Raw genomic sequence first — 13,697 nt, 5'->3', positions numbered from 1 at the left:
GGTAACTAGTTCTTATGTTCCAGAATCGTATCAGTAGTAAGGGGAACGATCTTGGACGTTTTCAGCTCCCCATCAGGCGTATCTATGGTCTTGGCAACAAAAAGCCGCGCACGCGGACGGGTATAGTACAGCGCTGCTATACCTGAGAAGAAAACGATCAATATGGCCAGGATGATCCAGGTGCACCCGAGGTTACGGCCTGCATAGGCGGCCAGAATGAACAATACATTGATCGAAACCAGCAGTAACGCTATATGCCGGTGCGAAAAGCCTCTGTCGAGTAACAGGTGGTGAATATGGTTTCTGTCGGGGCTGAAGGGTGAACGACGGTGGAATGTACGTATGGCAAACACCCTTAACGTATCCATTAAAGGTATAACCAAAACGGCTACGCCAATGGCAGGTGACGCCAGAATCGGATACGGGATGTCTGCCTGATTGGCGACGCCGATAAATTTCACCACCAGTATCGAGTTCACCAGGCCAATGAGCAGCGAACCCGTATCACCCATAAATATTTTTGCCGGCTGAAAATTGAATATCAGAAACGCTACCAGGCTTCCTGCCAGTGAAAAGGCCAGGATCGCATAAGGCAACATGTTAACCTGTAAAAAATAAAAACCGAATACCGAAGAAGCCACCAGTCCCAATGAACCGGCTAAACCGTCAATTCCGTCGATCAGGTTAAAAGAGTTGATGATCACGATGATGGTCAGGTAGGTTAACAGCAGGCTGAACATTTCGGGTAATTCGTGGATGCCCATAAAGCCATACATGCTTTTGATCTGGATGTTTCCTTTATAGATAATGAGGAAAGCGGCCAATACCTGGCCAATGAATTTTTTTATGGGAGAAATAACTAAGATATCATCTTTTAAACCCAGGAAGAAGATCACAAAGGCAGCAGCAAAGTAATATTGAAAATCGGTAGCAGCCTGATAAGGAATGGCTATAAGACATGCTAACATAAAGCCGGCAAAGATGCCAAGGCCTCCCAAAGAAGGAATAGGACTTTGGTGCACTTTTCTTTCGTCAGGAATGTCAAATAATTTTTTCTGTTCGGCTACGGTTATAATTACCGGAATAGCTAAAAAGGTAATTGCAAATGAAATAGCTATAGAAAATAATACATCAAACATCAGCCTGATTTTGTGAGTCTTGGAATATGATACGTGCTACCAATCAAGCCGGTTGGGCTCTTAACCACAAAGCCTTCGCAAATTACAGCGTATTTTCGGATTTCCAACTATTAATAACACTTACTTTCATCATAATAAACCGTTATTCAACGCGCTTGGATAATAAAATATTGGGAAAGTTTAATTTGATTTATTGATACAAAACAATTCCTTTAGTTTTGCAACCAAATTTAAATCGTGCTATGCCAGCTTTAAAGGACATTGCTACACAAATTCGCAGGGATATAGTTCGTATGGTTCATGGTTGCGCCAGTGGTCACCCCGGGGGCTCACTGGGCTGTACTGAGTATTTTACCGCATTATATTTTAAGATAATGCAGCACAATCCGCAGTTTTCCATGGAAGCCCGCAATGAAGATGTGTTCATATTATCAAATGGCCATATTTCCCCTGTGTTCTATTCAACCTTAGCCCGCTCGGGTTATTTCGACGTAAAAGAACTGGCCACTTTTCGTAAGATCGATTCCCGTTTACAGGGACACCCCGCCACCCATGAGCACCTGCCTGGTATTCGCATTGCCAGTGGTTCGTTAGGACAGGGCATGAGCGTAGCACTCGGTGTTGCATTATCGAAAAAACTCAACGGTGAAAACAATATAGTGTATTCATTACATGGAGATGGTGAGCTGGATGAGGGTCAGAACTGGGAAGCCATCATGTTTGCCGCCCACCACAAAGTAGATAATCTGATCGCTACTGTGGACTGGAATGGCCAGCAGATCGATGGTCCAACAGACAAAGTAATGGCATTGGGCGACCTGGGCGCTAAATTTGCTGCTTTCGGCTGGGATGTAATGCACCTTGAGAAAGGCAACGATATCGATGCTGTAGTAGCCGGTCTCGAAGCAGCAAAAGCACGTACCGGCAAAGGCAAACCAGTGGTTATCTTAATGAAAACAGTGATGGGCGCTGGTGTTGATTTTATGGAAGGCCATCACGAATGGCATGGTATTGCACCTAATGATGAACAATTAGCTAAAGCATTAGCCCAATTACCGGAAACGATCGGCGATTATTAATTAAGTCTCTGTAACAATAAAAAAAGACAGGTCCTGATACATATCGGGACCTGTCTTTTTTGTAATATATAAGATGCAGTAATGCAGATCAGGGAATAAGTATGCCATTAACTTCTTAGCTCGATCGGTTGCAGGGCTGCGCGCCGTGAAGGGAACCAGGAAGCAAGAAAAGCAACCAGGGATACCGTTATCAATACCAGCAGAAAATCGGTAGCTACCAGTTCTACCGGATAATAATCGATCAGGAATGTGCCGCCCTGAATAGCAATGAGCTTGAAATTAACCTGTGCCCAGCAAAAGATAATAGCTAACACCACCCCTGCTGCCGAGCCGATACCCGCCAGCAACATGCCTTCACTTAAAAATATTTTTTGTATCAGGCTGTTGTTAGCGCCCATGGATTTCAACACCTGTATATCTTTCTGCTTTTCCAACACCAGCATGGTCAAACTGCCGATCATGGTAAAAGCCGCTACCACAAGCATTAAAGTAAGTATCCCGTAGATGACCCATTTCTCCAGGTTCATAACGCTATACAAACTTTGGTTCTGCTCATATTTTGTTTCCACCTTGTAGTTGAGCCCCAATCTTTGCTGAATTTCCTTTTGTACATCTGCAGCGGTTATCCCTGACTGCAAACTCAGCTCAAGGGCGCTGTATTCATTTGGACCCAATCCCATCATCAGCTTCATGAAGTCGAGATTGGTGATAGCATATTTGTTATCGATATCCTGTTGTATCAAAAATGTACCGGAAGTCGTGATGCTGGCAGCCGCCAGGGCTTGTGAAGGATCAGCCACATTATAGTTCATACCCCGTTTGAAAGCATACACCGTCAGCGGGTATAAAAATTTATCGCTTTCAACACCCAACGCATTCTCAACACCGTTACCCAATACCAGTGATGGTTCATCGATATTACCGGTCTGAAAATTACCGCGGATCAGTTTATCGGCTACATCGGTTACTGATTCATAAGACGTATCAACACCTTTAAGATTTACAGGCACCTGCACATCACCATTGATCAGTAATGTCTTTTCTTCGGCCACCAGCGTATAGGCGCGAATGCCTTTTATAGCGGCCAGTTGTTGCAATTGCTGTTCAGTAAGTACAATGGTCTTACCCGATCTGGCAGAGATCTTCATATCGGGATAGAAAGAAGAATACAAAGATTTTACCAATCCCTCGAAGCCATTGAACACACTCAGCACCACAATAAAAGCAAACGTAATACCCATAATAGCAATAATGCTCACCCATGCTATTATGTTAATGGCGTTGGTACTTTTTTTTGCTTTAAAATATCGCCAGGCGAAGAGGAAGTTCAATACTATATGGTTTGTGGTTTGTATGTTTTGTCCCGGTCTACTAAAAGTTACAAGTTCCAGGTTTCAGGTTACAGGGCTTTCATTGCTGGCAGAACTACTACCCCATGCAACCTGTTATTGTTACAAGTTCCAGGTTTCACGTTACAGGGCTTCTATTGCTGGCAGTACTACTACCCCATGCAACCTGTTATTGTTACAAGTTCCAGGTTTCACGTTACAGGGCTTCTATTGCTGGCAGTACTACTATCCCATGCAACCTGTTATTGTTACAAGTTCCAGGTTTCACGTTACAGGGCTTTCATCGCCAGCAGTACTATTAGCCCCATGGAACCTGCAACCTGTAACATGGAACCTGCGTTACTGCTTATCCTTATCTTCTTTATTGATCTTCTTAAACAATTCTTCCATCTTAAACACATGATCCAGCGTATCGTCGAGAAAGAATTTCAGTTCAGGCATGCGCCGTAATTGTTTGGCCACCCGGCTCGCCAGTTCCCGCTTTATTTCCCAACCTCTTTCTTCTATCTTCTTCATAGCCTCCTGCGCATCCTTGACCTGAAAAAAGCTCAGGTAGATGCGGGCCTCCAGCAGATCAGGCGTGAGCTTCACAGAAGATATGGACACCATGCCCCCATCCACCATATTCAGCCCCAAACGTTGAAAAATTAAATTTAATTCTTCGTTCAATAAACTTCCCACCTGTTTTTGACGTTTCCCTTCTTGCATTTCCTTAACGGTTTAATAGCCGTAAAATTAGTTACTTTGCACCGTTTACTCATTATTTTAACTGATTCATGAAGCGATTTTCAAGGATTTTCTTTTACCTCCGCAATCAGAAGGGAAAAATTCTATTATACGTAGTTTTCAATCTGTTATCTGTTCTTTTCTCCCTGGTTTCGCTGGCGATGCTGGCCCCTTTTCTAAAACTCCTGTTTTCCAAGGAAGCCCCTGTTACCGAAAGACCTGTCTGGGTATTCAACTCTGATGGGGTTATGGCCCAGTTGAAATACGGACTTTCCTACCTGATCATTAACTATGGGTATGCCCAGGCCCTGGCTGCCGTGTGCCTGGTTATCATATTTTCCATATTATTCAAAAACCTGTTCCTGTACCTGAGCTATCGTACGCTTATTCCCATGCGTAACCGGGTAATGACGAACTTCAGGGAAGACCTGTACGATAAGATCCTCATCCTGCCGGTAAGTTATTTTACCGACCAGCGCAAGGGCGATATGATGTCGCGCATGAGTAACGACATGAACGAAATTGAATGGTGTGTTATAGGTACCCTTGAAGGATTGATAAAGGACCCATTGAATATCTTAATAGTTCTGTGTGCGCTTATATTTCTGAGCCCCATGCTGTCACTTGTAATGCTCGTACTGCTGCCCATTGCCGGGTTCATCCTGGGCCGGGTAAGCCGCTCGCTGAAAAGACAATCGGGCGAAGCACAGGAACAGCAGGGTTTGTTATTAAGTACGCTCGATGAAACCCTCGGCGGCCTGCGCGTTGTAAAAGCTTTTAATGCCGAGAAATTGATGCGTAACCGCTTTGTAAGCACCAATAACCTGTTGAACAAATTGCGGATCCAGATGGCTTTTAAACGCGACCTGGCCTCGCCCATGTCGGAGTTTCTGGGGGTAATGATATTCTGCTCCATTCTCCTCATCGGCGGTCAGTTCGTTTTTGTTGGAAAATTATTACAGCCTGAAGCTTTCATCACCTACCTTACTTTATTTTACCAGATCATTCAGCCGTCCAAATCACTTTCCCAGGCTTTCTATAACATGCGCCGCGGCGCTGCGGCCATCGAGCGCATAGAAAGTGTACTGGGAGCGCCCCTGGCTGTTAAAGAAGCCGATACGCCCCGCCACCTGCACGCATTTGAAAAGGCCATCGAGTTCAGGAACGTTACCTTCAAATACGACGATGTAACCATTCTGGATAACATCAATCTTACCATAGAAAAAGGCAAAACGGTTGCCCTGGTAGGCTCTTCCGGCGCCGGCAAAAGCACCCTGGCCGACCTCATCCCCCGCTTTCACGACGCCACCACCGGCGAACTGCTGATCGATGGCATCAACATAAAAGAGTATTCTTTATTATCACTGCGCGATCAAATGGGCATTGTTACCCAGGAGCCTATCCTGTTCAATGATACTATTGCCGCCAATATTGCCCTCGGTAATCCTGTAGCCAATATTGCTGAGATTGAACAGGCCGCCCGCGTTGCCAATGCGCACGATTTCATCATGCAGAAAGAAGAGAATTATCAAACCAATATAGGCGACCGCGGCAGCAAGCTGAGCGGTGGTGAGCGTCAGCGCGTTACCATTGCCCGGGCTGTTTTAAAGAACCCGCCCATTCTCATTCTCGATGAAGCCACTTCTTCGCTGGATACCGAAAGCGAACGCCTGGTTCAGGACGCCATTAACAAAATGATGGCCAACCGCACCAGTATCGTGATTGCGCACCGGCTAAGCACCATCCGACATGCCGATGAGATCATCGTATTACAAAAGGGAAAGATCGTTGAACGCGGTACGCACGATGCGTTGATCAACCAGAACGGCTTTTATAAGAAGTTGGTGGATATGCAGGAGGTGAAGTAGTTTGGGGTTACCGGGTACCAGTTACCAGGTACCAGTTCCCGGGTGCCGGTTACCGGAAACCGGTAGCCAGGCAACAATTGCAGGGTCCTGATTATTAGTCAACAGTTTAAAATTTCAGGGCCCGGGAACCGGCAACCACCAGCAACCGGCAACGCTGCCTTTCCATTTGCCAATCGTCAATTGCTTCAACCATTCACCCTTCAAACCCTGTCCAAGTTATCTAATTGGCTAATTTTCGATTTAAATATTAAACACACTACATGAAAAGGGCTGCTGCAAAAGGTATGTTATTGCCATGCCTGCTATTGATTGCAATTACTTCTCACGCACAAAAGAACTTCACCTTTGACCAGATCTTTCGCAATGGTGAAACGAATGTTGTAAAACCACTGCCTGTTGTGAAAGGCTGGGCCGACGATACGCATTATTTACTGTCGCAAAAAGACGCTGACGGCAAGCTGACCACCTACATGGTGGATGTAAAAACCGGCCAGTCAGTTCCCTATCCTAATGTCGACATCAGCCAGTTAAACCCTTCGGTGAAGATCCCCGACGGTATTAATATCACTTTTTCACCCAACAAGAAATGGGCCGCTTACACCAAAAAAGATAATAACCTGTACGTGCTGAATGTGGCCAGCGGCCAGGAAACGGCGCTCACGACCGACGGCTCATCCACCATCCTCAACGGTTATGCCTCCTGGGTTTATTATGAAGAGATCCTGGGCCGCGCAACCCGTTATAAAGCATTCTGGTGGAGCGAAGACAGCAAACGCATCTGCTTTATGCGCTTCGATGATTCACAGGTGCCGGTGTACCCCATTTATGTGGCTGACGGTCAGCATGGCTACCTCGAAAACACCCGCTATCCGAAAGCCGGCGATAAAAATCCCGAGGTTAAGATCGGCATTGTAACGGTTAATCCCGGCGAAACGGTCTGGGCCGATTTCAATGCAAAAGATGATCAGTACTTCGGTACGCCGGTGTGGTCGCCCGATGGACAATTATGGGTTCAATGGATGAACCGGAAGCAGAATAACCTGAAAGTATATAACATCGACCTTACCAATGGCAGCAAAAAAGAAGTGTATAATGAGCAACAGGAAACCTGGATCGATCTCGATGAATATGAGCGCATTACCTTCTTATCTGCCGGCAAGGGCCATATCATTAAAAGCGACCGCGATGGCTGGGATAACCTTTATTACTACGATAACACCAGCCAGTTAAAGAACGCTATTACCAGCGGCAATTTCTGGGGAACCAGCATTATTAAGGTTGATGAAAAAGCAGGTGTCGTCTATTTCAGGTCACGTAAGGAAAACTCGGCCCGCTTCGACCTGTATAAAGTGGGTTTAAATGGAAAGGGACTTACCCGCCTTAGTTTTGGTGAGTTCAGCCATGACCTGGTAAGCGTTTCGCCAAAAGGAAATTATTTTATAAGCACCTATTCAAACCTGAATACCCCGCCGGTCACCTCCCTGTTCAATGCCAAAGGAAAGATCATCCGGGAGATAGCCAACAGCAGGGGAAGCGATTTCGGCGCTTATAACCTGCCCAAAAGCGAACTGAAGTATGTTACTTCTACCGACGGCCAGTTCGAATTGCCGGTATTGATCACCTACCCTGTCAATTTTGATCCTGCTAAAAAATACCCGGTGCTTATCAGTATTTATGGCGGACCAAACGCCGGCACAGTATACGACCGCTGGCGGCCAACGGGTACCCCCGCACAATGGTGGGCACAGGAAGGATTGATCCAGGTAGCTTTCGACAACCGCAGCAGCGGTCATTTTGGAAAGAAAGGCCTGAACTACATCTTCCGCCAGCTGGGTAAATATGAGATTGAAGATTATATGGCCTGCGGCCGCTGGTTGAAAAAACAGCCCTGGGTAGATAGCAATAAGCTGTGCATTACCGGTGGCAGTTTTGGCGGGTACATGACCTGTATGGCCCTTACTTATGGAGCGGACGTGTTCCCTTATGGCATCGCCAACTCCTCGGTTACCGACTGGCAGTTTTATGATACCCACTATACCGAGCGATTCATGAACACACCGCAGGACAATCCCGAAGGGTATAAAACGACTTCGGTTTTATCGTATGCCAACAAATACAAAGGGCTGTTGCGTATTGTACATGGCACTTCTGACGATAATGTGCACATGCAAAACAGCATCGTGCTGATGAATAAACTGCAGGACCTGAAAAAGCATTTTGAGTGTATGATATACCCTGGTGAGCGGCACAGCATTATGGGTTTGAAGGGTGTTCATAACCGCTATGAAGCCTACAAATTTTATTACCAGTATTTGCTGGAAAAGCCAATGCCGGCCATTTTCTGGGCACCGGAAAGCCAAAAAGGATTTTAAGTAACGGTGCCACGGTTATCCTTAGGTGTGCGCCACCTTGAAGGTGTGGCACACCTAACTATAAACAGCAAGCCCTGACGCTATGGTCAGGGCTTAATTATTTATGATAGATTACCGGCATAACGTACCAATTCCACTTTTAGTAGAATGGTTACCAACCGATTATACAGCACAAAGCTTACTTGTTCATCATTTGCTTGGCTTCGATACTCAGGGTAGCGTGCGGTACTGCCCGTAACCTGGCTTTATCGATCAGCTTACCTGTAACCCGGCAAATGCCATAAGTCTTGTTCTCGATGCGCATGAGAGCTTTCTCCAGGTGATCAATATAGTTGATCTGACGGCTGGCCATTTGGGCCAACTGCTCCCTTTCCATACTCATACTGCCATCTTCCATGGTCATGTAGCGATTTTCGGTTTCATCGCCACCCATTTCATCTTTGCGGGTAATTAACCCCTGTAAATAAGCCAGTTCTTTTTTTGCCTGCTCTAATTTTTTTAAAATCAGATCTTTGAACTCGCTCAATTCGGCATCACTATATCTCATGGTTGGTCCTGTTTGAATGTTTTCTGGTTGATCTAATACTGATTTTGTGAATTCCGGTTCGTATTTGCGTGCTGTTTTCGTTTTTATCTCCGGGATTACCACTTTTACCGGTTTGGCCGGGGGTTCCGGCTTTTTCGGTGGTGGCGGCGGTGGAATCACTGGTTCTGTTTTCCTGACTTCCACCTTTACTTCCGGCTTTTCGACTTTAACAGGAGCTTCAACTGCTTTTTTAACTTCCTTGGTTTCTTTTATTTCAATGTGTTTGGCAACTGGCTTGGCTGTAGGGGCCGGGGAAGGCTTGGCATGTGCTTTGGCGGTTACCTGGTGATGAGCTGGCTGGGGCTTGGCCGGAACCTTCTTTTCAACAGGCTTAACTGTCTTTTTTGCAGCAGGCTTAACGTCCTTCTTAGCAACTACTTTTTTAGCAGCAGGTTTGGCTGCCCCACCTGCCGCTCGGGCTGGTTTTTTGGGGGCAATCGTTTTTTTTGCTGGCTTGGCCGCCTTTTTCTTGGTTGCCATACTTTTACGCTTTTTTTGTAACGAACACTTTTAATGGAATATCGTTCACTTCAATTTCGGTGCCATCAGGTAATTCAGGTACTAGTTCAAGTTTATCTGCCAAAATTTCTGAGCAAATATAATTATTAAATTGGGCGATCGATTGGTTCAACTCCTGGTGTTCGGTTACCTTAACCAGTATTCGATCAGTGAGTTCGTAACCACTGTCTTTTCGGATTTTCTGGATACGATTTACCAATTCGCGGGCATTTCCTTCGCTAACCAGTTCTGGGGTAACGGTTACATCCAAAGCCACGGTGAGAGCATCTTTATTGGCCACCATCCACCCGGGGATATCTTCACTGGTGATCTCTACTTCATTAGTTTGTAATATTAAGGGTTCGTTGCCAATTTGCAATGAAATACTGCCATCTTTTTCCAATTTAGCTATGTCATCCTGGCTAAATTCGGCCAAAACTGCCGCAACCGGCTTCATCTTAGCCCCCAATTTCTTACCCAGCACCGTATAATTGGGCTTTATCTTCTTTTTGATAAACCCGTTATCTTCGGTTAAATAAGTTATTTCCTTTACGTTCACCTCGCTCTTGATCAGGTCTTCTACCAGCCCGATCTGGTCTTTCATGTGTTTATTCAACACAGGGATCAGCACTTTTTGCAAGGGTTGGCGCACTTTTATCTTGGCTGTTTTCCGCAATGATAATACCAGGGAAGAAATATCCTGGGCCAGCTGCATGCGCTCTTCCAGGGCGGTGTCAATGGCGTTAGCGTTACTAACGGGGTAGCTGGCATGGTGCACTGATTCTGCAGTATGCCTGCCAGTTACCGCGTTCAGGTTCTGGAACAAGGCATCGCTGAAGAATGGGGAAATAGGCGCCATGAGCTTTAACACGGTTTCCAGGCACTCGTACAGGGTCTGGTAAGCGCATACCTTATCATGTTCATACTCCCCTTTCCAGAACCGGCGGCGGCACAACCGTACATACCAGTTACTAAGGTGTTCATCCATAAACTCTTCTATGGCGCGGCCGGCCTGGGTAGGCTCGTAATCGTCCATATATTCCGTTACTTTTTTGACCAGGGAGTTCAGGGATGAAAGGATCCAGCGGTCGATCTCGGGCCGTTGTTCCAGCGGTATATAAGCTTCTTTAAAGGCAAACCCGTCTACATTGGCATACAGCGCAAAGAACTGATAGGTATTATATAGGGTGCCAAAGAATTTTCGTTGCACTTCCTTGATGCCTTCCAGGTCGAACTTCATATTCTCCCAGGGCGAGGCATTGGTAATGAGGTACCAGCGGGTGGCATCGGCGCCATACTGTTCTATGGTTTTGAACGGATCAACCACATTCCCCAGCCGTTTACTCATTTTGTTGCCATTTTTGTCCAGTACCAGGCCGTTCGACACACAGGTTTTATATGCCACAGAATCAAACAGTAAGCCTGCAATGGCATGCAGGGTATAGAACCAGCCGCGGGTTTGGTCAACCCCTTCGGCGATGAAGTCGGCCGGGTAGTTCTTATTAAATGGTTGTTTGAACGGATAGGGATCGCCGGCTTTCAGCTTCTCATGATCGAGGCCCCATTGCGCATAAGGCATGGCGCCGCTATCGAACCAAACGTCTATAAGGTCGGGAACGCGTTTCATGGGTTTGCCCGAATCACTTACCAGCACTATATCGTCAACATAAGGCTTATGCAGATCGAGATCGCTCATGATCTTTGCATTATTGGTGCCCAGCGCTTTATCGGCCTTTGCGGCTTCTTCTTTTAATTGAGGTACTGAACCAATGCATTTTTCTTCGCTGCCGTCTTCGGTTTTCCAGATAGGTAAGGCCGTGCCCCAGAAGCGGCTGCGGCTCAGGTTCCAGTCAACCATATTTTCGAGCCAGTTACCGAATCGGCCTTCGCCGGTTGATTTGGGCTTCCAGTTGATGGTTTTGTTCAACGCTACCAGCCTGTCTTTCAAAGCGGTCGTTTTAATGAACCAGGCATCTAACGGGTAATATAATACGGGTTTATCGGTACGCCAGCAATGAGGATAATTGTGTTCGTATTTTTCTATTTTGAAGGCGCGGTTCTCTTTTTTCAACTTTACGCAGATGTCTACGTTCACATCTACATATTCTTTCTCGTCTTTATAGTTCTTTACGTACCGGTTGCTGAATTCACCGAGCCCATCTACAAATTTACCCTGGCGGTCGACCATGGTAAGTATGCCGATACCGTATTTTTTACCTACTTTATAGTCATCTGCACCAAAGGCCGGTGCAGTGTGTACGATACCGGTACCATCTTCGGTGGTAACGAAATCGCCTAACAGCACGCGGAAGGGATCGCCGCCGCTCTTCCCGGGACTATTAGCTTCAAATGGCAATAACTGTTCGTAACGGCAACCTTCAATCTGTGCGCCTTTGAACTCGGTGAGTATGCGCCAGGGCAGCACTTTGTCGCCTTCTTTATATTCCTCGAAACCGGTGTTTTCAGCTTCGGGTTTAAAGTATTTACCAAGCAGGTCTTTGGCAAGAACCACGTTTATGGGCAAGTGCGTATATGGGTTAAAGGTTTGCACCAGCACGTAGGTGATGCGCTCGCCTACCGTTAAGCCGAGGTTCGATGGCAGGGTCCAGGGTGTGGTGGTCCAGGCCAGGAAAAACGGGGAATTGTCAATGGTCAATGGTGAATGGGTTTCCGACTGTTCTGCCTGCTGCTTTGGGCGTTCTGCGTTCTGCGTTTGGCGTTGAGCGGTTTCTGCGGCCTCGAACAGAAACGCAGATTTTTCGTCCTTCACCGCTTTGAACATAACCACGGCACTGGTGTCCTTTACCATTTTATAAGTACCGGGCTGGTTCAGCTCATGGGAGCTTAAGCCTGTTCCGGCAGCCGGTGAATAGGGCTGAATGCTCACACTTTCGTACAGCAAACCCTTTTCATACAATTGGCTCAACAGGTACCACAGTGTTTCTATATAATTGTTATCGAAGGTGATATAAGGATCGTTCAGGTCAACCCAATAGCCCATTTTCCGGGTGAGGTCGTCCCATTTATCTTTATAGCGCATTACCGCTTCCCGGCATTTGCGGTTATATTCTTCAACAGAGATCTTTTTACCGATATCTTCCTTGGTGATACCCAATTCTTTTTCAACTCCCAGTTCAATGGGCAGGCCATGGGTATCCCAGCCCGCTTTGCGGTTCACCTGAAAGCCGCTCATGGTCTTGTAGCGGCAAACCAGGTCTTTTAAGGTGCGGCTGATAACATGGTGAATACCCGGCATACCGTTAGCGCTTGGCGGACCTTCGTAGAATACGAAGGAAGGGGCATCGTTCCGCAGCGACACGCTTTTTTCAAATGCCTGGTTTTCACTCCATTTGGCTAACATTTCCTGTTCTATAACAGGTAAATTCAATTTCTGGAACTCTCTGTAGTTAACTGCCATATAATTCCCGGTAAAACTGTTTATTTCAAATATTTCGGTGTATTCACAAAAAAACCTGCAGAACAAGAATTCTGCAGCCTGAAAAGTGTGCAAAGGTACTGAAAAGTTAGCGGTTGCACCGCTTCCCGGTTACCGGTCGCCAGTTGCCCATAGCCAGTTACCCGGATCACTGTTTAAAGGTTTAAAGTTTAAAGTTCACAGTTATCCGTTACCACTCAGCAGTACGGTTTCCAGTCACCGGTTACCGTTCCCGGTCGCCCAAAACCGGTTACTTTGCCAATATCATCAGAAAAAGGTGCAGATCTTCCATAAAGTATTGATTATCATTAAAACAAGCTATTGAAATGCGTTGTTTGCGTGTTGTATGGCATTGATTATGAAAACGTTGCCGGCAGTTCTTCGCAACTTCTCTTAGACTTCTCTTAGATTTCCCTTAGGCTTCTTCGCAAATTTGCGAAGAACTTGCGAAGGATTTGCGAAGAAGGGTAAAAGCTGTCTTTGCTCAGTCCCGAAGAAGGGGCGCAGAAAAGCAGGCCTTCTTGTCACAAAAAAAGCTGTACACGTAAAGCCCAAATGATGAAGTAACTATACAATAGCAGTTGTAGTAATGAAGATGTTAAACATGGGTCTGTGATGACTGTGCAGCCACTGTTAATCCAAAG

The 13,697-nt window shown here is 46.1% G+C and carries 8 protein-coding genes; 3 read left to right on the top strand and 5 right to left on the bottom strand.

The window, feature by feature from the left end; translation table 11 throughout:
• Nucleotides 1–5: 5 nt before the first annotated feature.
• The gene (locus JUB15_RS09220) at nucleotides 6–1,139 is read right to left on the bottom strand and encodes an MraY family glycosyltransferase (RefSeq protein WP_207512192.1); all 1,134 of its coding nucleotides are present in this window, start codon (nucleotides 1,137–1,139) and stop codon (nucleotides 6–8) included.
• Nucleotides 1,140–1,381: 242 nt separating this feature from the next.
• On the opposite strand from JUB15_RS09220, the gene JUB15_RS09215 reads away from it, so the two are divergent.
• A complete protein-coding gene (locus JUB15_RS09215) occupies nucleotides 1,382–2,218 on the top strand; it encodes a transketolase (protein ID WP_207512191.1) in 837 nt (278 codons plus the stop codon).
• A 107-nt stretch (nucleotides 2,219–2,325) separates the two neighbouring features.
• Here the strand turns inward: JUB15_RS09215 and JUB15_RS09210 are convergent, their stop codons facing one another.
• On the bottom strand, nucleotides 2,326–3,549 hold the full coding sequence (locus JUB15_RS09210) for an FtsX-like permease family protein (RefSeq protein WP_207512190.1): 1,224 nt from the start codon (nucleotides 3,547–3,549) through the stop codon (nucleotides 2,326–2,328).
• 357 nt (nucleotides 3,550–3,906) lie between these two features.
• Nucleotides 3,907–4,275 carry a 30S ribosome-binding factor RbfA gene (gene rbfA / locus JUB15_RS09205; RefSeq protein WP_207512189.1) on the bottom strand — a complete coding sequence of 123 codons (369 nt, stop codon included), beginning with the start codon at nucleotides 4,273–4,275 and terminating at the stop codon, nucleotides 3,907–3,909.
• 68 nt (nucleotides 4,276–4,343) lie between these two features.
• On the opposite strand from rbfA, the gene JUB15_RS09200 reads away from it, so the two are divergent.
• The gene (locus tag JUB15_RS09200) at nucleotides 4,344–6,161 is read left to right on the top strand and encodes an ABC transporter ATP-binding protein (RefSeq protein WP_207512188.1); all 1,818 of its coding nucleotides are present in this window, start codon (nucleotides 4,344–4,346) and stop codon (nucleotides 6,159–6,161) included.
• 260 nt (nucleotides 6,162–6,421) lie between these two features.
• Nucleotides 6,422–8,533: a S9 family peptidase gene (locus JUB15_RS09195; RefSeq protein ID WP_207512187.1), complete on the top strand. Its 2,112-nt coding sequence runs from the start codon at nucleotides 6,422–6,424 to the stop codon at nucleotides 8,531–8,533.
• 178 nt (nucleotides 8,534–8,711) lie between these two features.
• On the opposite strand, the gene JUB15_RS09190 is transcribed toward JUB15_RS09195, so the two are convergent.
• Nucleotides 8,712–9,599 (bottom strand): TraR/DksA family transcriptional regulator, encoded by an 888-nt coding sequence (locus tag JUB15_RS09190; protein ID WP_207512186.1) that lies wholly within the window; start codon nucleotides 9,597–9,599, stop codon nucleotides 8,712–8,714.
• Nucleotides 9,600–9,603: 4 nt separating this feature from the next.
• Nucleotides 9,604–13,035, bottom strand: a complete 3,432-nt coding sequence (gene ileS / locus JUB15_RS09185; protein ID WP_207512185.1) for an isoleucine--tRNA ligase — start codon at nucleotides 13,033–13,035, stop codon at nucleotides 9,604–9,606.
• Between the last annotated feature and the right edge of the window lie 662 nt (nucleotides 13,036–13,697).

Source organism: Longitalea luteola (assembly GCF_017356035.1).
Classification (GTDB): domain Bacteria; phylum Bacteroidota; class Bacteroidia; order Chitinophagales; family Chitinophagaceae; genus Niastella; species Niastella luteola.
Note: the sequence above shows the minus strand (reverse complement) of the source record. Positions and strands in the feature narration are given on the sequence as shown.

What these genes read in the sequence shown, in the direction of transcription:
- JUB15_RS09220 (WP_207512192.1), bottom strand. Translation starts at nt 1,139, where the DNA reads ATGTTTGATGTATTATTTTCTATAGCTATTTCATTTGCAATTACCTTT.
- JUB15_RS09215 (WP_207512191.1), top strand. Translation starts at nt 1,382, where the DNA reads ATGCCAGCTTTAAAGGACATTGCTACACAAATTCGCAGGGATATAGTT.
- rbfA (WP_207512189.1), bottom strand. Translation starts at nt 4,275, where the DNA reads ATGCAAGAAGGGAAACGTCAAAAACAGGTGGGAAGTTTATTGAACGAA.
- JUB15_RS09200 (WP_207512188.1), top strand. Translation starts at nt 4,344, where the DNA reads ATGAAGCGATTTTCAAGGATTTTCTTTTACCTCCGCAATCAGAAGGGA.
- JUB15_RS09195 (WP_207512187.1), top strand. Translation starts at nt 6,422, where the DNA reads ATGAAAAGGGCTGCTGCAAAAGGTATGTTATTGCCATGCCTGCTATTG.
- JUB15_RS09190 (WP_207512186.1), bottom strand. Translation starts at nt 9,599, where the DNA reads ATGGCAACCAAGAAAAAGGCGGCCAAGCCAGCAAAAAAAACGATTGCC.
- ileS (WP_207512185.1), bottom strand. Translation starts at nt 13,035, where the DNA reads ATGGCAGTTAACTACAGAGAGTTCCAGAAATTGAATTTACCTGTTATA.